This is a genomic window from Bradyrhizobium huanghuaihaiense, from assembly GCF_025200885.1.
GTDB lineage: Bacteria > Pseudomonadota > Alphaproteobacteria > Rhizobiales > Xanthobacteraceae > Bradyrhizobium > Bradyrhizobium huanghuaihaiense.
This window is the reverse complement of the sequence record NZ_CP104172.1, coordinates 455,387-474,765: the sequence shown is the minus strand read 5'-3', so window position 1 is coordinate 474,765 and position 19,379 is coordinate 455,387. Positions and strand designations below refer to the sequence as shown.

The 19,379-nt window shown below is 64.6% G+C and carries 18 protein-coding genes and 1 pseudogene; 10 read left to right on the top strand and 9 right to left on the bottom strand.

Going from position 1 to position 19,379, the window contains the following annotated elements:
• Positions 1-282: 282 nt before the first annotated feature.
• Both N2603_RS02250 and N2603_RS02245 read left to right on the top strand, forming a co-directional pair.
• Positions 283-702, top strand: coding sequence for a response regulator (locus tag N2603_RS02250; protein ID WP_260387531.1), 420 nt, complete (start codon positions 283-285; stop codon positions 700-702).
• Positions 680-4,276, top strand: coding sequence for a PAS domain S-box protein (locus N2603_RS02245; protein ID WP_260387530.1), 3,597 nt, complete (start codon positions 680-682; stop codon positions 4,274-4,276). The genes N2603_RS02250 and N2603_RS02245 overlap by 23 nt, the downstream gene beginning before the upstream one ends.
• Positions 4,277-4,385: 109 nt before the next feature.
• On the opposite strand, the gene N2603_RS02240 is transcribed toward N2603_RS02245, so the two are convergent.
• Complete coding sequence (locus N2603_RS02240; protein WP_020608024.1) at positions 4,386-5,021, bottom strand: response regulator transcription factor; 636 nt, start codon at positions 5,019-5,021, stop codon at positions 4,386-4,388.
• Between the two features lie 149 nt (positions 5,022-5,170).
• Between N2603_RS02240 and N2603_RS02235 the strand changes: the two genes are divergently transcribed.
• On the top strand, positions 5,171-5,476 hold the full coding sequence (locus N2603_RS02235) for an aldo-keto reductase family protein (RefSeq protein ID WP_260387529.1): 306 nt from the start codon (positions 5,171-5,173) through the stop codon (positions 5,474-5,476).
• 46 nt (positions 5,477-5,522) lie between these two features.
• Here N2603_RS02235 and N2603_RS02230 read toward each other — a convergent pair whose 3' ends face one another.
• The 7 genes from N2603_RS02230 to N2603_RS02200 form a co-directional block, all read right to left on the bottom strand.
• A complete protein-coding gene (locus N2603_RS02230) occupies positions 5,523-6,026 on the bottom strand; it encodes a response regulator (RefSeq protein WP_260387528.1) in 504 nt (167 codons plus the stop codon).
• Between the two features lie 138 nt (positions 6,027-6,164).
• Complete coding sequence (locus N2603_RS02225; protein ID WP_011083221.1) at positions 6,165-6,482, bottom strand: hypothetical protein; 318 nt, start codon at positions 6,480-6,482, stop codon at positions 6,165-6,167.
• A 2-nt stretch (positions 6,483-6,484) separates the two neighbouring features.
• Positions 6,485-7,363, bottom strand: coding sequence for a CheR family methyltransferase (locus tag N2603_RS02220; protein ID WP_260387527.1), 879 nt, complete (start codon positions 7,361-7,363; stop codon positions 6,485-6,487).
• A gap of 61 nt (positions 7,364-7,424) precedes the next feature.
• Entirely contained in the window at positions 7,425-7,811 is a 387-nt protein-coding gene (locus N2603_RS02215; protein WP_018321619.1) for a response regulator, read from the bottom strand.
• A gap of 32 nt (positions 7,812-7,843) precedes the next feature.
• Complete coding sequence (locus tag N2603_RS02210) at positions 7,844-8,314, bottom strand: chemotaxis protein CheW (RefSeq protein ID WP_260387526.1); 471 nt, start codon at positions 8,312-8,314, stop codon at positions 7,844-7,846.
• 24 nt (positions 8,315-8,338) lie between these two features.
• On the bottom strand, positions 8,339-11,125 hold the full coding sequence (locus tag N2603_RS02205; RefSeq protein ID WP_260387525.1) for a hybrid sensor histidine kinase/response regulator: 2,787 nt from the start codon (positions 11,123-11,125) through the stop codon (positions 8,339-8,341).
• A 410-nt stretch (positions 11,126-11,535) separates the two neighbouring features.
• Positions 11,536-12,015 (bottom strand): response regulator, encoded by a 480-nt coding sequence (locus tag N2603_RS02200; RefSeq protein WP_425248972.1) that lies wholly within the window; start codon positions 12,013-12,015, stop codon positions 11,536-11,538.
• A 447-nt stretch (positions 12,016-12,462) separates the two neighbouring features.
• Here N2603_RS02200 and N2603_RS02195 point away from each other — a divergent pair.
• The 4 genes and pseudogenes from N2603_RS02195 (at position 12,463) to N2603_RS02180 (ending at position 14,922) form a co-directional block, all read left to right on the top strand.
• Positions 12,463-13,165, top strand: a pseudogene (locus N2603_RS02195) (Crp/Fnr family transcriptional regulator).
• A gap of 189 nt (positions 13,166-13,354) precedes the next feature.
• Positions 13,355-14,053, top strand: a complete 699-nt coding sequence (locus N2603_RS02190) for a Crp/Fnr family transcriptional regulator (RefSeq protein WP_260424434.1) — start codon at positions 13,355-13,357, stop codon at positions 14,051-14,053.
• A 147-nt stretch (positions 14,054-14,200) separates the two neighbouring features.
• Positions 14,201-14,578 (top strand): Hpt domain-containing protein, encoded by a 378-nt coding sequence (locus N2603_RS02185; protein WP_260387524.1) that lies wholly within the window; start codon positions 14,201-14,203, stop codon positions 14,576-14,578.
• 98 nt (positions 14,579-14,676) lie between these two features.
• The gene (locus tag N2603_RS02180; protein WP_260387523.1) at positions 14,677-14,922 is read left to right on the top strand and encodes a hypothetical protein; all 246 of its coding nucleotides are present in this window, start codon (positions 14,677-14,679) and stop codon (positions 14,920-14,922) included.
• Between the two features lie 56 nt (positions 14,923-14,978).
• On the opposite strand, the gene N2603_RS02175 is transcribed toward N2603_RS02180, so the two are convergent.
• Positions 14,979-15,602 (bottom strand): LuxR family transcriptional regulator, encoded by a 624-nt coding sequence (locus N2603_RS02175; RefSeq protein WP_260387522.1) that lies wholly within the window; start codon positions 15,600-15,602, stop codon positions 14,979-14,981.
• 338 nt (positions 15,603-15,940) lie between these two features.
• On the opposite strand from N2603_RS02175, the gene N2603_RS02170 reads away from it, so the two are divergent.
• From N2603_RS02170 to N2603_RS02160, 3 genes are all read left to right on the top strand, one after another.
• A complete protein-coding gene (locus tag N2603_RS02170; protein WP_260387521.1) occupies positions 15,941-17,104 on the top strand; it encodes a hypothetical protein in 1,164 nt (387 codons plus the stop codon).
• A 354-nt stretch (positions 17,105-17,458) separates the two neighbouring features.
• Entirely contained in the window at positions 17,459-17,878 is a 420-nt protein-coding gene (locus N2603_RS02165) for a hypothetical protein (protein ID WP_260387520.1), read from the top strand.
• 285 nt (positions 17,879-18,163) lie between these two features.
• Positions 18,164-19,378 (top strand): EAL domain-containing response regulator, encoded by a 1,215-nt coding sequence (locus tag N2603_RS02160; RefSeq protein ID WP_260387519.1) that lies wholly within the window; start codon positions 18,164-18,166, stop codon positions 19,376-19,378.
• Position 19,379: the final 1 nt, after the last annotated feature.

Genomic DNA, 19,379 nt, shown 5'->3' with positions numbered 1-19,379 from the left:
GCCTTTAATCCATCGTGAAGGCCGAGGTGCCGTACAACTACGGCGAGAGTAATATCTCTCGTTTCTGAAATGGGTTACGGCACTTGGAACCGAAATTTGAACTCATATGCACGCAAGAGTGCGTATGGTATTTCGAAGGCATTGGCTCCCGGCGCGCCAGGAAAGGCAATCGCGGCAGACGCGAGGCGCTTGCGGCGCAGCCAGAATCCGCGCAACAATTTCGCATTTGTTGCTTTGATTTGAGGTCGCGGAACGTGCCATGCGACCCGGAGGATTCTTGACGTGGCCAACATCCTGATCGTGGATGACGACCCGGCCGTCCAGATCACCATCCGGCTGCTTCTGGAAAGGGCCGGCCATCACGTCACTGTCGCCGGCGACGGCTACAAGGGACTTGCGCTGTTCGAGGCCAGCCCGTTCGACCTGCTGTTTCTCGACATCTTCATGCCCGGCATGGACGGGCTGGAGACGATGCGCCACATCCGGGCGCTAGCCCCGGCCACTCCGATCATCGTCATTTCCGGGCGCTCGATCACGCCGGACGCCTATGCGGAACCGGATTTCCTGAAAATGGCGACCAAGCTAGGCGCGGTGGCGAGCCTTCAGAAACCGTTCCGGCCCGACGCGCTGCTCGCCGCGGTCGACGGCTGCCTGAAGGCGAGCGAGCCGGAAGAATCCGATGTCAACTCCGGCCGCCGATGACGAGCCCCTCCTCTCTGCACCGGACCGGAGCAGGCGCGACCGTCCGGCAAGTCCTGCGAACATCCGCATGACGCTCGCAACGCGGCTGGCCATCGCGATGATTCTGCTGGTGGCGGTGACCGTGGCCGCCGTCGGCTGGCTGGGCTATCGCAACACCACACAAGCGGTCATTCCGCGAGTCCTGGAGCGGGTCGAGGCCCAGTCGCGCCTGCTGGCCACCAATCTCGAATCCTACGTTGCCGGCGCTCGCGGCGATTTGACCGGCTATCGCTCCGCCGCAGCCATCAACGGACTGATCCGCGCTCACCTCGGTGGAGGCATTGACGCTTCCGACGGCGTTTCAGAGCAAACCTGGCGCGAGCGCATCGCGGCGCGGCTCGTTGCCGAGATCGAGGCCAAGCCCAGCTATGCGCAGTTTCGCATCATCGGCCTCGACGATAACCAGCGCGAGCTGGTCCGCGTCGACCGCTCCGGCCCGGATGGAACGGTACGGATCGTCCCGGACAGCGAACTGGAGCACAAGAGCGAGCGAAGCTATTTTCAGGAAACGATACGGCTGGCACCCGGCGAGATCTACGTCTCGTCCATCGATCTTGCCACCCGCCAGGGCGGCACGACGGGCCTCCACATTCCGACTCTTCGCGTCGCGATGCCCCTGTTCACGCCGGACGGCAAGCCGTTCGGGATCGTCATCGCCAATATCGACATGCGTCCGGCGCTCGACCGCGTCCGCTCGACCAGGAGTCCGGGAGGAGAGATATACGTCGTGAATTCGCGCGGCGACTATCTCGTCCATCCCGACCGCACGCAGGAATTCGGCTCGTTGCGCGGCCATCCCGCCGATTGGCGCAAAGACTTTCCGTTGTTCTCGGCGCTGGCTGGCACTCCGGACGTCGCCACGCGGCTCACAACCGACGAGTCAGGCCGGCCGAGCGGCGCGGCGATCGCGCCGGCGCTGCTCGCGGGCAAGGAATGGGTCGCCATCATCGTGACCATTCCCCCGTCCGTCTTCGGTCGCGTGCCGGCCGCCATTCAAAAGACGTCCCTTCTCGTCGGCATCCTTGCCGTGCTCGCCGCAGCCGCGCTCGCGGTGCTGCTGGCGCGCTCATTGACCCGTCCGATCGGGCGCCTGACCGCGGCGGTGGAAGCAATCGGCAGCGGACGGCCCGCAGACATTCCCGTCGATGCGAGCGGGGAGACCGGCGTGCTGGCGCGGGCTTTTGCCCGGATGGTCGAGGAGACGCAGGCGAAGACGGCCGCGCTCGAACGCGAGATCCGGGAGCATCGCCGCACCGAGGCGGCACGAAGCCATCATGCGGCGCGCGAGCAATTGTTCAGCGCGGCCGTCGAATCATCCGACGATGCGATCGTCATGCAATCGCTCGATGCCGTCATCACGGGTTGGAATTCCGCCGCCGAACGTCTCTATGGCTATGCGGCGACCGAGGCGATCGGGCAATCAACTGCGATCATCGTGCCACCCGACCGCCGCGAACAGGGCAAGGACTATCTGCGACGGATCGCCCGGGGCGAGCCGATCGAACGCTTCGAGACGATACGCCTGCGCAAGGACGGCACGCCGGTCGAAATCTCGCTCAGCCTCTCGCCGATCAAGGGGCCGTCGGGCGAAATCGTCGGCGCCTCCGGAGCCGCACGCAGCCTCACCGAGGCGCGACGGGCCGAGCGGGCGCTGCAACAGCAGCTCGAGGAGCGGCGACAGCTTTTCGACGCCTCGCAGGACCTGATCATGATCATGGACCCGGGGGGCCATGTCGTGCAGATCAGCCCGAGCTGCGAGGCCATTCTCGGCTACCGGCCCGACGAGATGATCGGCCGCAGCGGCGTGGATTTCATCCATCCCTCGCATCTTGAGCGATCCCAGGAGGAGATGCGCGCGCTCAGGCGCGGCGAGCACCCGAAGCTTGCCGACACCCGCTGCTTCCACAAGGACAGGCGTGAGGTCTGGCTGTCCTGGCTCGGCAACTGGTCCGAGAAGGCCCAGCGCTTCTTCTTCGTTGGCCGCGACATGACCGAGGCGAGGCTCGCGGAAGAATCCCTGCGCGAGAGCGAGCAGCTCGCACGCAACATCGTCGAGACCGCGCTCGACGCCTTCGTCCAGACCGACGAGCGCGCCATCATCCTGAACTGGAGCTCGCGGGCCGAAGAGCTGTTCGGCTGGCGCCGCGACGAAGCGCTGGGCCGGAGCTCGATCGACCTCATCGTCGCTCCCGGCGAGCGTGACAGGGTCAGGGAAGGCCTTGCGCACTTCCTCGATTCCAGGGACGGCCAGATGCTCAACCGCCGCCGCGAGCTGATGTGCTGCCGCCGCGACGGCAAGGAATTCAGGGCCGAGCTGAGCGTCACGGCACTGAAGCGTCGCGAAGGCATCCTGTTCAACGTCTTCTACCGCGACCTCACCGACAAGATCGCGTCCGAGGAGCGCATCCGCCACGCCGAGAAGATGGAGGCCGTCGGCCAGCTCACCGGCGGCGTGGCGCACGACTTCAACAACATCCTCACGGTGATCACCGGGACGATCGAAATTCTCGGCGAAGCGGTGGCCAAGGAACCCGAGCTCGCGGCGATCACCAGGATGATCGACGAAGCGGCCGGACGCGGCGCCGAGCTGACCCAGCACCTGCTTGCGTTTGCGCGCAAGCAGCCGCTGCAGCCGCGCGAGATCGACATCAACTCGCTGATCATCGACACCGCAAAGCTGCTGCGGCCGACGCTGGGCGAGCAGATCCAGATCGAATCGGTGTTCGAGGACGAGAGCTGCGTGGCGATCGTCGATCCCAACCAGCTCACCACCGCGATCCTCAACCTCGCGCTCAATGCCCGCGATGCCATGCCCGGCGGCGGCAAGCTGATCGTGGAGACGGGCACCGCCTATCTCGACGAGGTCTATGCCAGCGTCAACGATATCAGGCCCGGCCACTACGTGCTGATCGCCGTGAGCGATACCGGCAACGGCATTCCAGCGAACATGCTGGCTCGGGTGTTCGATCCCTTCTTCACCTCGAAGGGACCGGGCAAGGGCACCGGGCTCGGGCTTTCCATGGTCTACGGCTTCATCAAGCAGTCCGCCGGACACATCAAGATCTACAGCGAGGAAGGCCACGGCACCACGATCAAGATGTACCTGCCGCCGGGCAAGACCGCGACCGCGGTCGGCGATGGCGTGACGCCCGCGACGGTCGAGGGTGGACACGAGACGATCCTGGTGGTCGAGGACGACCGTCTGGTGCGCGACTACGTGCTGGCGCAACTGCATGCGCTGGGCTACGTCACCCTGCAGGCTGCGAACGCCGCGGAGGCGCTCGCGATCGTCGCCACCGGAAAACCGTTCGACCTGCTGTTCACCGACGTCATCATGCCCGGCAAGATGAATGGACGGCAGCTTGCCGACGAGCTGACGAAGATGCGGCCCGATCTCAAGGTGGTCTACACGTCGGGTTATACCGAGAATGCGATCATCCATCACGGCCGGCTGGATTCCGGCGTCCTGCTGCTGGCAAAGCCCTATCGCAAGTCGGATCTGGCGCGGATCATCCGCAAGGCGCTGAACGGGTGAGGTCCCGTAGCCCGGATGGAGCGTAGCGACATCCGGGACAGACTTGCCGCACGCGCGATCCCCGGATTGCGCTGCGCTCCATCCGGGCTACGAAACGTCACTGAGAACCTTACGACGCGCGCTGGGCCGCGGTCATCACGATGCGGATCAGGTCGGCGGCATTGCGCGCACCGAGCTTCTTCATGATGTTGGCGCGGTGGTCCTCGATGGTGCGCGGGCTGATGCCGAGGGTGCGGCCGGCTTCCTTGTTGGAGGCACCTGAGGCGAACTGCTCGAGCACCTCGCGCTCCCTGCGCGTCAACGGCTCGCGCCCGGGGAAATGCAGCGAGCCGAATTTCGGCGACGCGTTCTCTGCCTGCCGGCGTGCATAGGCGCCGATCGCCTCGTCGAGACGACCGACGATCTCGCTGCCACGGAACGGTTTCTCGATGAAGTCGAGCGCCCCGTTCTTGATGGCGCTCACCGCCATCGTGATGTCGCCCTGCCCGGAGATCATGAAGATCGGCGCCGGATAATCCTCGCCGTGCAACTCCTTCAGAATGTCGAGACCCGACTTTCCGGGAATGTGCACGTCGAGCAGGATCGCAGCCGGTGTGCGGTTGCGCGCAACGGACAGCAGCGCTGCACCGTCCGCAAAACAGATCACCTCATAGCCCGCCGCCTTCAACACCATCGACAAGGTATCGCGAACGGCAGGGTCGTCGTCGACTACGAAGATTTCACCGCGAGAGCTTTGTTCGGCCATGTGCCACATCCAGTTGGCATGAAGGACTCGCGTCCGCGCCTCCCGTTATGGCGTTCGGCGCGGATTCGGCCCACCCGTATTTGTACGGGACATGGACTTAACGCACAAGTAGCGGCAGGCTGCCTTATTGCGGGAGACGGAGAATATCCATGCTAAATTACGCAGGCACACCCCCGCTCACCGCGATGGCAGACACTGACAGCCGTCAGTTGATCGCAGCCGAACTTCGCTCTCTGATCGCGCGCATCGACCTCAGTATGCGTCTGATCGACGCGGCCATGACCGTGGACGACATGGAGCCGGAGGACGACAGCGCTGCCGCGGGTTCCAGTGCGATCTTCGTGCTCGACGACGTCACGCCCCGTTTTGCCACGGCAAGCGCCGCTCTCAACGCCTGCCGGGCGGAACTCGACCACGCCCTGCAGCAGCTGTCGGCATCGGACGGTCCCGCGTAGGCCGCAATCGCGCGCGCCGCGACCCACCGCATGGCAGGCCCGCGCGTCAGGCGCGGTGCCGCTCCACGATCGCGTCGGTCGCGACACCACCCCAGGTGTGAATCGCCGGCAGGCCCATCGCGGTCTTGCCGAGATTGGCGAGGCTGATGCGCAGGGCCGCCAGATCGAGCGGCTTCGGCAGGCTCTGCAACTCGATCCCGACCGAACGGGCAAAGCTGCGGGCGGCGCTGCGGCGCTTGCCGTCCATGCCGCTGATGACGATCACCGCGCCGGCGAACTTCGCCTCGGCCATCTCGCGCAGCACGTCGATGCCGTCGCCATCCTCCAGCACGAGATCCAGCGTCACGCAGTCGAAGCGCGCGGCGCGGAGCTTTTCGATCGCCTCCGCCACCGACGGCGCCACGGTGACCTCGTGGCCGGCCTGCTTGGCGGCGACGGTGATCAGGCTGCGCTGCGTGGCGTCGTCGTCGACGACCAGGAGCTGAAGCGCACGCCGCTCGGCGACGTCGGGCAGGTTCGATGCGACGGGGGAGAGGGAACTTCTGGGCATTGCCGGATCCTGAGATTGAGACGGGCAATGGATACACGGCGCGCGCTTAGGCCCCGTAAAGCCGCTGCGGCAAATTCGCTCGGATGTTTCAGCAAATATAAAGCAACGTAGCGGAAAGCGCTGGGCACCACGTGCCGATCAGGCCGCCGCGTCGTGACCGCCGGCTGCGCCGCGCTTCTTGCGGTTCTTGCCGCGCAGGAACTGGATGTCCATTTCGGCGCCGTTGACCCGCACCAGCTCGCAGCGACGGTAGGCAAGGCCGGTCGACGACAGCAGCAGGAAGAACTCCTTCAGGTTCAACCCCTGGATCGAACCTTCAACCGTCAGGATGGCATCGGTGTCGGAAATGGCGTTGAGCTTGCAGTCGCGACGCCAGGTGCCGTCGATGGCCATGATGCAGACATCATAGCCGCGGCTGAACGTGACGCGTTCGGCGCCCTTGCCATCCTCGGCCATGCCTATCGTCCTGCCATCACCGCCATGCGCGGCGCCGCGCCGGCGAGAGCCGGCCTGGCAGCCGCGGCACGCGGATCGTTCGGCTTGTACAGGCCGCGCCGGTCCGGAATCGGCCTGAACGTATCGGTCAATCCGACCACGGTTTCCGCCGCGCCGAGCACCAGGAAGCCGTCGGGCTCGATCTGGCGCGCCAGGCGGTTGAAGATGTTGATCTTGGTATCCTGGTCGAAATAGATCAGCACGTTGCGGCAGAAGATGACGTCGAACGTCCCGAGCTGGGCAAAATCGTGCAGCAGGTTGAGCTGCCGGTGCTGGATCATCGCCCGCAATTCGGGATTGATCTGCCAGGTCTCGCCGGTCTGCTTGAAATACTTCACCAGCATCTGGATCGGCAGGCCGCGCTGCACCTCGAACTGGCTGTAGACGCCGGCCTTGGCCTTTTCCAGCACCTCCTGCGACAGGTCGGTCGCAATGATCTCGACGCGCCAGCCGGTGAGGGCCGCGCCCATCTCCTTCAGGCACATCGCCAGCGAATAGGGTTCCTGCCCGGTCGAGCCGGCGGCGCACCAGATCCGCACGCTGCGCTTGCTGGCGCGCGCCTTGATGATCTCCGGCATGATGTGGTCGCGGAAATGATCGAACGGGACCTTGTCGCGGAAGAAGAAGGTCTCGTTGGTGGTCATGGCTTCGACCACGTCGGTGATCAGCTGGCGCGAGCCGGCTTGCAGCTTCTGCACGAGCTCGGGGATGCCGGAGAGCCCCGCCTTGCGGGCGAGCGGCAGCAGGCGGCTTTCGATCAGATATTGCTTGTCTGCGGACAGGTCGAGACCGGAATTATCCTTCAGAAACTTACGCAGATACTCGTACTCGGTCGGGGTCACGGATGGCCTCTCAGAAAGCTGTACTGGAACACTCTGGCCCAAACACTCAGGCCAGACACACTCAGACCATGGCTTGTCCGACCGGGATCAAACCAACTTCAGCGAACTTGTCGGCGATAATGTCTTTGTCGAAAGGCTTCATGATGTACTCGTTGGCGCCGCCGCTGAGCGCCTGAGCGATATGAGCCACGTTGTTCTCGGTGGTGCAGAACACCACCTTGGGCTGGTCGCCGCCGGGCAGGCGGCGCATGTGGCCCATGAACTCGAAGCCGTCCATCACCGGCATGTTCCAGTCGAGCAGCACCGCGTCGGGCAGCTGCCGCTGGCAGATCTCGAGCGCCTTCGAGCCGTCCTCGGCCTCGGTGACTTCGAATTCGAGGCCTTCCAGGATCCGGCGCGCGATCTTGCGTACGACGCTGGAATCATCGACCACCAAACACGTTTTCATTTTGGTTCTCCGGCTTCGATGTTTTCGTTGGCTTACGCTGCCATTTGCACTTTGGTTTCGAGCTCGAGGACGCGATCGACGTCGAGCACGACCATGAGCTGGCCGTCGAGGCGGTGGACGCCGCCGGCGAGCTTGGCCATGCGGGGATCGAGGTTGACGGGGTTCTCTTCCATGCCGGCCTCGGGCAGGCGCAGCACCTCGCCGATCTGGTCGATCAAGAGGCCATAGGATTCGCCGCGCAGATCGACGCCGACCGCCATCGGGGTCTTGCCGTCCTCGTCCCTGGGCAGGCCGAGACGCGAGCGCATGTCCACGACGGTGACGATGCGGCCGCGCAGATTGAGGACGCCCGCGATCTCGCGCGAGGACAAGGGCACGCGGGTGACGCGTTCGGGCATGAACACGTCCTGGACGCGGGAGATCGGCAGGCCGAACAGCTGGCCGCCGATCATCGCGGTGACGTATTCGACCATGGCGTCGCTGGACTGGGTCTTGCTGCTCATCGATCTGACTCCTGATCCCGTTGGTTACGCCGCCGCCCGGCTCAGCTCGGAGGCGCCGGCGGCGCCCGCGGTCTGCTCCTTCAGCGCCGCAATCAGACCGGGACGGTCGAACTTGGCGACGTAGTCGTGGAAGCCGGCCTGCCGGCCGCGCTCGATTGCCGCCGGCGACACCAGCGCCGAGAGGCCGATGATCGGCGTCGCGGCGAGGTTGTTGTCGGAGCGGATGGTCTCGGCAAACTCGAACCCGTTCATGTCGGGCATCTCGATGTCGGTCAGGATCACGTCGAAGTTTTGCGCACGCAATGCCGCCAAGCCTTCCTGCGCGGTCGGCGCGGTGCGGACGCGGTAGCCGGCCGCCTTCAGCACCGGCGCCAGCATGTTGCGGAAGAACGCAGAGTCGTCGACCAGCAGCACCGACTGCGAATGCATCGACGGCTTCATCTCCTTGCGGGTGAACCAGTCGGCGAACGCCATCGGCAGGAAGTGGCCGACGTCGATCACCTCGGTGGCCTGGCCCTTGATCACGGCCGAGCCCAGAATGCCCTGGCTGGAGCCGCCGACCTCGATGTTGAGGCGCTCCTCGACGATGTCGATGATCTCGTCGACGACGAGGCCCATGGAGCGGCCGTCGTCGGCGAACACCAGGATCGGCTGGGCGCCTTGGCTGGCAATGGTGACGCCGTCCATGGCGACCAGCGGCATCAGCTGCTCGCGGTACTGCACCATGTAGCGGCCGTTGGAGAACTCGATCTTGTCGGCGGGCAGCTCTTCCAGGCGCGTGACGAGCCCGAGCGGGACCGCCTTGGGCTGCGACGAGCCCGCGCGGAACACCAGGAGCGAGGTGGTCTGCTCGCCCGAGCCGATGTGGTGCGCGCCGTTCTCGTCGCCCATGTCATGGGCCGAGGAGCCGGCGGCGCCGAGCGCCTTGGCAATGCCGTTGGGGTCGATGATCATGATGACCGCGCCATCGCCCAAGATGGTGTTGCCGGAGAACATGTCGATGTGACGAAGCTTGGTCGACATCGGCTTGACCACGATTTCTTCGGTGTGGAACACGCCGTCGACGACGATGCCGAAGGTCTGGCTGCCGACTTGCGTCACCACGATGAAGCCGTTCTCGGGATCGCTGGCCGCGCCGTCGTCGATCTTGAGGAGCTTCTTCAGGTGGATCAGCGGCAGCAGCTTGTTGCGCAGGCGCAGGACCGCGGTGTCCTTGATGCGCTCGATGCGGTGCTCGCTGTTGGCGCGGGCGCGGACCAGCTCGACCACCGAGAGCTGCGGGATGGCGAAGCGGTCGCCGGCGGCCTCGACGATCAGCGCCGAGACGATGGCGAGCGTCAGCGGGATCTTGATGGTGACGGAAGAGCCCTCACCCGCCACCGACTTGATGTCGATGGTGCCGCCGATCTGGTCGATATTGGTGCGGACCACGTCCATGCCGACGCCGCGGCCCGAGACCGAGGTGATGGCGGCCGCGGTCGAGAAGCCCGGGGCAAAGATGAACTTGTGGATCTGGGCTTCCGACATCTTCTCCAGCTCAGCCTCGGTGACGAGACCGCTAGAGATCGCCTTGGCCTTGATCTTCTCGGTGTTGAGGCCGCGGCCGTTGTCGGCGATGCAGATGATGATGTGGCCGCCCTCGTGATAGGCGGAGAGGCGAATGGTGCCCTGCTCGCCCTTGCCGCTCGCCAAGCGCTCGGCGGGGGTCTCCAGGCCATGATCGGCGGAGTTGCGCACCATGTGGGTGAGCGGGTCCTTGATCAAATCGAGCACCTGGCGGTCGAGCTCGGTGTCGGCGCCGTGCATCTCCAGCTCGATCTGCTTGCCGAGTTCGCTCGAGAGGTCGCGGACGATGCGGGGCAGCTTCTGCCAGGCATTGCCGATCGGCTGCATGCGCGTCTTCATGACGCCTTCCTGCAGCTCGGCGGTGACGTTGGAGAGGCGCTGCAAGGGCACCTTGAACTCGGTGTCCTCGTTGCGCCTTGAGATCTCCAGGAGCTGGTTGCGGGTCAGCACCAGCTCGGAGACCATGGTCATCAGATGCTCCAGCGTGTCCACGTTGACGCGGATCGACTGGTTGGCGATGCGGTCGCCCTCGCTCGCCGTCTCGTCGGCCATCGACTTCTTCGGCGCCGCCTTCTCCTTGGCGGGTTTTGCAGCTTCCTTTGCAGCTTCCTTGGCCGCAGGCGCAGGAACTTCAGCAGCGGGCTCGGCCTTGGCGACGGGCGCGGGGACCGGCGCTTCGATCGCGGTCTCGCGGAAGGCGCGCTCGAGCTCGTCGAGCGAGACTTCGCCCGGACGCAGCGGACGCTCCAGGGTCTGATCGATCAGCGAGCCCGTGGTCATCTCCTTTGCCGGAGCGGCAACTGGTGCTTCCGGCGCCAGCGGCGGCGCGTCGGCAACAGGCGCAGCGCTTCCCGCCGCCATGGCCGCCATGCCCTGCTCGACCATCGCTTCCAGCTTGTCGATGAGGTCGCGGTCGGTGCCTTCGGGCTCGGCTTCGGTCGCCTCGAGCCCGGCCAGAATCTCCTTGATGCGGTCGATCGAGGACAGGATCACCGTCACCGCCTCGGCGGTCACCGGCATGCCGTCGCGGAATTTGCCCATCAGCGTCTCGCCGGCATGCGCCAGCGCTTCGAGCCGCGGCAGGCCGAGGAAGCCGCACGTGCCTTTGATGGTGTGGACCAGGCGGAAGATGTTATCCAGGATCTTGGCGTTGTTCGGCTCCTGCTCGAACTTCACCAGCTGATTGTCGACGGTGTCCAGGCTCTCGCTGGTCTCCGTCAAAAACTCCCGCAACAGATCATCCATGGAGTACGCCTTACTGAACTGGACTTCGACACCCGCGCCGCGCCTGGAATCGGCGGAAGTCTTCGCTTTAGATCGTTAGACAACCCCTTTCACGGTCCCGTTAATTTCATCCTCCGTGCTAATACGGATATTGAAGACAAGTTTGCGGTTCGACCGCATGCGGCAGCGCTTTTCGGCAAAACCGGCAGCGCGCCGTGACGACGATTAACGTCGGGTAAACATGTCCGTACAGGTAGGGCGACGCGCGCGAAAAAGTCCTGCTCTTGAAGGACGATAGGCACAGCGAGCGTGAAATCGCCGGCGACCGCGCGTGCTCAGGTGGCGATCGCGTCGTGACCGGCTGGACTCCGCAGGATCCGCATTTAGAGTCAACGAACGCTTACCTCGCCCGCGATGCCACCGGTGCAGCGCTAACCGAGGCGCGCGGCCGCGGCGACATCGTCGGGACGGTGCTCCGCGAGGCAATCGTTGATGGCGGCGAGCAGCGCGTGCGGCGTGAACGGCTTGCGCAGACAGCGTGCCGCGCCGAGCTCGAGCGCCATCCGGAGGAAATCGGGCGCAGGTGAATTCAGATTGGCGAATGCGTAGCCGGACATCGCGATCAGCGGAATGGCGGGTGCGCGCTCGTGGAAGACCCTGATCGATTCGAAACCGCGCATATGCGGCATGAAGATGTCGATGATCATCAGATCGAACTGTTCGTGTTCGAGAGCCCGCAGCCCTGCTTCGCCTCCGTCGGCAATCGTCACCCGAAAATCGTTTCGCTGGAGATAGACCTCGATGGCCATGCACACCATCGGGTCGTCGTCGACAACGAGAATATGGCGCAGACCTTCTGTCCCCGTTTGGATTTCCCGTTTCGGCGATTCAAGAATTGAACCGTGGGGCACACCGTTCTCCTCTGGTTTGGATCGAAATATTGACGGTTGCGAACGCCGGTGGCGGAGTCAGGAAAAAGGCGACGACGGACGCGAAATATGTGGCGGCGTCACTGAATGGCGCGAAGCAATCGCTGACGAGTGATGTAGGTTGGTGGGCAAGGGAAGCTGCGCGGATCGCCGACGTCCGATGGCATTGGCAACGCAATGTCTGCCGCCGACCGAAAGCTTCCGGCTCATCAAGGCCCCCTGCCGGTTCTTCCCGGCTGGCGACATTGGATTGCACGCCAGCCGCGTGCGCGAATCAGCACGCAGCTCTTATTTCCGCCGCAACCGCGCCGGCGTGTCTGCCCCCTAACGGGTATATGAACACGTCCACAACCTCTAGAATAGGATTTATCCGCCGTGCAACTGGACGCGGCTCCGATCGTAGCTTGAACGCTTTGGGATTGATCCTGCATGACCGCGAGCGGCCGCCCGCCCAATCAGCTGCTGCAGATGCTCGACGCCGCAGATTTCGATCGGCTGCGCCCCCATCTGGCAACCGTTGAAATGGTCAGAGAATCTGTCCTGGGCGAGGCCGGCGCTGCGCTGAGACACGTCTACTTCCCCCACGGCGGTTCCATCTCGATCTCGGTGAGCTTGTCCGAAGGACAGACGATCGAGGTCGCGATGCTGGGACGCGACAGCGTGGTCGGCGGCGGCGCGGCGCTTGCGGACGGCATCGCACCGACGGACGCGGTCGTACTCTTCCCCGGCACGGCTTCCACGCTGGAAATCGCGGCATGCCGGACGATCGCCGCCGCAAGCCTCCGGTTTCGAGGATTGATCATGCGTCATGAGCAGATCCTGCTTGCGCATGCGCAGCAATCGTTGCTCTGCAATACGCGGCATCCGGTCGAGGCACGGCTGGCTGCTGCGAGCCCGCGATCTGTCCGACGGCGCAAGCCTCCCGCTGACGCAGGAAGCGCTGGCGCAGATGATGGGGGTGCGGCGCAATGCCATTTCCCTGGTCGCGCATGCGATGCAGCGGGCCGGCATCATTCGCTACACCCGCGGACAGATCGAAATCATCGATCTGCCCGCGCTGAAAGCGACGTGCTGCGACTGCTATTCGGCGGTAAAGAAGTCGCATTCGCGCCTGATCGGAACGCCACAGTGACGAGAGCCGGGTGCCGTCATCTGCATGCTGCGGTGAACACAGCACTGCGGGCGCGCTCGCTGCACCCGGACATCTTGTCCCAATTGCCAATATATCCCGACGTGAACATGATGGAACTTACCCGTGTCGGGAGCAATCTCGCTCGCCGCGACTTACCGATGCAGGAGACGGGAGGCAGCTTTGGAAACGATGGTGCGCCCTTCCAATGGTTTCCTATCCGCGCTGTCGGCGGACGATTTTGAACTGCTCCGCCCGTACCTGCGCACGATCGAGCTGCCGCACGAGGCCGTATTGGTCGAGGCCGGCGAGACGCTCAAGCGCGCCTACTTTCCCCATCGCGGCGTCATCTCGCTGGTGGTGAAGCTCGCCAAGGGCGAGCATGTGCAGGTCGCCATGATCGGCCGCGACAGCGTGCTCGGCGCGCTCTCGACCATGGGCGATGCCTACGCACTGAATACGGCGATCGTGCTGGTTCCCGGCACCGCATCCGTGATGGATCTCGACCGGCTGCGCGCCGCGGCCGACCAGAGCGGGACCCTGCGCACCTTTCTCGCGCGCCACGGGCTGGCGGTCTACGCGCAGGTCCAGCAGACTGCGGGCTGCAACGCCGCCCATCCCGTGGAATCGCGGCTGTCGCGCTGCCTGTTGCACACCCATGACCTGTCGGGCGACTACCGGCTGCTGCTGACCCAGGAGGCGATGGCGCAGATGATCGGCGCGCGGCGCAACAGCGTGTCGCTGGTCGCCAACACCTTGCAGCATGCCAATTTCATCCACTACAGCCGCGGGCATATCCAGATCCTGAACCTGGACGGCCTGCGCCAGACGGCGTGTGAGTGCTACAGCACGGTGAAGACCCAGTACGACCGGCTGCTCGGCCAGCGCTGAGCGGCACGTGGTAAACCTGCGGCTAACGGCGGCCCGCAAACATTTTCCGTCCCGCTACCGGAACTGAAATTCAAATGCCGTAGACACGGGGGGAAGGCGCGCGCCGCATGCGCCGCGCGACCAGCGAACCGTGACCAGGGCGAGACCATGTTTGACGTGACCGTTGCACCCGCGCAGGGAACCTTCGATTTCGAGCCTGCGCGCGAGCCGGGCGCGTACGCGGCCCTGGTGCGCGAGATCGGCGAGGACGGCGCCGGTGAGGTGCGCGGCGTGTTCTGGAGTGAGACCTGCGCTCGGCTGCAGCTGTTCCGCACGCTTTCGCTGGCGCAGCACCACGGCAAGATCGCGCGCGAGGCGCATTCGCTGAAGAGCGCGGCGGGAACGTTCGGCTATGTCAGGCTCGCGGCGCTGGCGTTGCGGCTGGAGAAGACTGCGGAGACGCTCGGCGAGACCGAATTCCGCGATCTCCTGGACCGGATGGATGCCGCCTACGCCGCCGCGCGCGCACAGGAGCCGCAAGGTTAGCGCGGACCGCGCTAAACCCGCCGTACTTCTACGGTTTGTGATTTTTAGAGATGGCTAATCATAGGTGGCGATAGTCGCGGGAAACCAGGAGGGTTTCCATGTTCACCTATGAGACTGCGGACCAGAACGAGGTCCGTCGCTTCCGCATCGCCCAGTTCAACGGTCGGATGGCGACCGTCAAGTCCGGCGAGTCGACGGTGACAGGCTTCGTACGCTCGGTGCTGGAGCAGGAATCGAGCCCTCCGCGCTGGACCATCACGATCATCCCGAACGTGCCAAAGGAAGACCTCAAGCCGCTGCGGCCCACATCGCGCGCGCGTCCCTTCGCTGAAGATTATTTCTGACCGCGATCGGGCTTCTCCCGCCCCCGCACCGCCGGCGGCGGCGCAGGACAAGAACCTCAATCGATCGAATGCAGCAGCGCCGCGCGGACGAGATCCGCGGTGTTGCGCGCACCGAGCTTGCGCATCGCCTCGGCGCGATGGCTCTCGAAGGTGCGCGGGCTGATCTGCATCCGAAGCGCACCCTGCTTGTTCGAATAGCCCTCGCTGATCAGGCGGAGCACCTCGCGCTCGCGCTTGGTCAGCCGTTTCTGGCCCGACAGGCCCATCAGTTCGGCGCTCGGCACGCGCTGGGCTTGCTGTGCGCGCGGGGCGTTCAGTTCTGCGTCTTCGATCCGGGACGGAATCGGCGGGGCACCCTTGTGGGGGCCGGCAAGCTGCTTGACCAGGCCACAGACGCGCTCGGTCTGCGTCAGCGCATTCTCCACCACCCGCTGCAGATAGGCACGGTCGGCCGTGACAGGCGCGAGCTGATCGCTGTGATGCTTGATCTCGCCCATATAGAGCAGGAGCGCAGTCAGGGGTCCGTTGAGCTCGCGGGCGATGGCCGCCGCCATTTCGTCGGCTGCCTTGGCCCGGGCGGCGTTCAGGCGGACGAAATCGAGCCCTTCAGCTGGAGCGGTGCTGCTTTCGTACCATTCCGACGGCCGCGAATCGGCGGCCGTATCATTCTGTGACCCCATGTGACCTGTTTAGCGGAACCGGGGCCGATCTGTGGTTAACTTTTTGCTCCGTAAGACTACGGTGATTTTGTCAGTTTTGCGCTAAAAGCTCGACATCGGCACAATTTATGCTTGCGCGAGGCTTGCTTCGACCATGCAAGGGTTGAGAACTTCGCCCAAATCCCCGGCAAACACGTCGAAGCCTGCTTAACCGCCAACCCGGCCGGACGCCCAGGCCCCCGGATTTTACGGATTAATTAACGGCGACTTGCTTCTCTAGGTCACAATTGAGAGCGCGCAAATGCCTCCATGCATTGGGCCCGTAGGCCTGCTGGAATCGTTGCGGAAGATTGCGTGCCATGAACGAGATCGATCGGCTGTCGGAATTCCTGCAGAGGCTGACGCCGCTGTCGCGCAGCTGTCTGCTCAGCGAGCTCGAGCGACTCGAGCTGTGCGGCATCGACATGCCCGGTTCGGCCGAGGTCCAGGCCCGCCTGCGCGCCGAATTTCGCAAGGACGGATCGACCCAGGCGCGCGCGACCAGCCCCTCGCGCTATTTCTTCGCCCCGCTCGAGCTGCTGCTGATCGACGGCGCGCCCGAGCATGCCAATGCGGGACGCATCTCGCGCAACACCCTGACCCCGATCTGGGAGTGGATCTGCCGCGACCTGCTGCCGACCATGGCACGCGACTACATCAAGGCGATCAACGACCAGGTCACCGCCAACAATCCGAAGGAAGTGCAGAAGATCGCGTCGAGCTTCCAGACCAAGGTCATCAAGGTGCTCGAGAACACCCTTGCATCAGTGGAGAGCGCCGAGTTCGCCCGCGGCAAGCTCGCGCAATACACGGCCTCGCGCACCGCCTTCGACGACGTGAGGAAGATGCAGCATGTGCTGCGCGCCGGCGAAGCGCTGCCGAAGTTCAACGGAAAGCTGCCCGAGAAGATCGCGAAGTTCGACGACGGCCAGGTGGCCCAGATCACCGCGCAGCTCGATGCGTTCAGGAAGTCACATCCCGAAGCGCTGCCCTACGCCCTGGCGCTGGTGGCGCGGCGGCTGAAGACGTCCTGGCAATTGGTGCACCTTGCCACCAAGGCCGCCGCAAGCAAGGCCGCGGCCGACGTCGCCGCCGCGCCCTATGCCTGCGTCGTGCCCATGGTGCTCGACCGGCTCGACGACAAGCGCCTCGCGCTCAGGGTCGCGCTCCGGCACAACCGGGTGCTGGTCGCGCGCGACCTGCTCGCCGAGATCTACGACACCGAATATGCGCTCAAGGTCCGCATCGACGGCATCGAGGCCAGCGAATGGGGCGTCCGCCTCCAGCAATTGATGGACGCGATCGCGGCGCTGGTGTCCGCCGAGGTGAGCCGCTTCCCGTCCAATGTCGGCCACATCCTCGGCTCGCGCCGGCTGCGCAGTCACGACACGCTCGGCGGCAAGCTCTCCTATCTCGCCTGGAAGGGGCGCGACGCCGTGCAGGACGGCGCAGCGGCGTTTCGCAAATTGATCGGGCAGACCTAGATCGGGGTTCGGCCGCAAAGGACCATGTTGCGCAGCACGGCTAACGCGGCAGGCACAGGAAGCGATCCATAAACCGCCCTGACAGTACGAACCTGAACCACCAATACATCATTCGCCGCATCGACATAGCTGCAATCCTCGACAGCCCACCACCGGCTACGTGGACCATTAGCGCAGTTGCAGCAATGCACATGTGATCTGCTTCACACACGCGCCGTCTCGCCCGCGCGCATTGTCGCAGAACCGTCACGAGCGACGGCGGAACATACGCGCATCGCGCGAATATGAGTTCTCCCGCTGGACGCGTCGCTTCTATGCTCCGGTCCATCGCACGAGCATGGGAAGGAATCCGCGATGATGTCGAACCGACGGACGTTGACGATGGCTGCCCTGCTGACGGTCGCGCTGACATCGACGACGATGGCACAGACGTCGCCGCCGCAGGGCGATGCGGCGCCAACCGCGGACAACGCGGTGCTGCTCACCATCTTCTTCAAGCACGATCAGTCCCGCCCATTGAGCGAACTGAATGCGCAGCTCGACAGGCAGGGCTTCCGCAAGGCGTTTCCGCCGCCCGGCATCGAGGTCGTGAGCTGGTACGTGATGATGGGCATCGGCCAGGTCGTCACGCTGCGCCTGCCGGCCTCGCGGCTGCGCGAGGTCAATCGCGTGATCGAGGACACCGCGTGGGGTCCCTACCGCACCGAGTTCTATCCGACCTACGACTACAAGGCGGTCGGGATGGCTCAACACGAGAAGGCCACCGGCAACTGATACCGCCGTTATTCAATTGGGCAAAACGCGAACGGCTCCGTCCTATTGCAGGACACCGACCTCGCGCGCGCAACTGGCCGCATCATTCGAGATTCTTCCGCGATGACGGTGTCACGCGGCCGTCATGTGCGGTCAGACGTAAAAACTTCTGCAACGAGATCCAGACAATTTTAGACGTGGTGCGCGCTTTAACGTTACCCAGATAATTCAACAATCGGCTGAAGCTCTCCATATTTGAAACTGCTCCCGTCGCTAACACCTGTCGCGGAACGGGAGTGGTTTGCGATGAACGATGAAATTGTTGAGCTCGCCGGACGAAGGCCCAAAACCTTCGGGCGGCGAAAGATGACGCCGCGCGCTTGCGTCGCCGACGGCAAGCGCCATTTGCGCGCCTTCCTCGCCGAAGTGCTGGAGGATCTCGGCTTCGTCACCAGCGAGTGCGCCAGCGCGGACGAGCTGCAAGCCGTGCTGACGCGCGAATTGCCGGACCTGATCCTGCTCGGCATCTCCGCCGACGGCATCGAGCCCGGGAAATTCCTGGAGATATTGGTGCGCGAGTCATTCGACGGCAAAGTTCTCGCCGTCGGCGCCCGCGAGTCGATCATCGTCAGAGCCGTACAGCAGGTCGGCGAGGAATACGGTCTTGCGATGCTGCCGCCGCTGACCACGCCCTTTGCCGCGGAGACGCTGCGCGACCGCGTCGCGATGCTGCTGCCGGAGGAGCCGGCGCCGAGCCCCGCCGTGCATGTCGGCGAGGCCCTGCATGCCGGCTGGCTCGAGCTGTGGTACCAGCCCAAGATCGACGCGAGGACGCTGATCCGCAGCGGCGCCGAAGCGCTGGTGCGGATGCGGCATCCGACCTGGGGTGTGGTGCCGCCCGCCTATTTCATTCCCGAAGCGGACGATCCGCATCTGCGCAGCCTGTCGGAATTCGTGATCGAGCGCGCCGTGCAGGACTGGCACTATCTGCTGGAGCGGCAGGGCCCGGTCGATCTCTCGATCAACCTGCCGGCCTCCTACCTGAAAGAGCCGCAGGCCGTGCGCGATCTCTGCCGCCGTGTGCCGACGCATCCGGCCTTCGGCGGACTGACGATCGAGATCGACAGCGAGGAGGCGTTCCGCGACCTCGATCACCTCGTCGAGGTCGCCCGCGAGGTGCGCCTGCACAATATCGGCCTGTCGATCGCCAATCTCGGCGCCAACTGGCCCTCCCTGATGGACCTCGGCAAGATCCCCTTCATCAAGCTGCAGGCCGACCGGCACTTCGTCACCGGCAGCGGCGATGATCGGCTGAAGCGGACGGTGTGCCGCCACATCGTCGAGCTTGCACAAGGCTACGGTGTCGGCGCCATCGCCGAAGGCGTCGAGAGCCGCGCCGATCTCGTCGCCGCCAACGAGCTCGGCTTCGACCTCGTGCAGGGTTTTCTGTTCGGCAAGCCGATGCCGCTGAAGAAGTTCGCAAAGAGTGCGCTGACGCGGACGGTAATGGGACAGGCCTGAG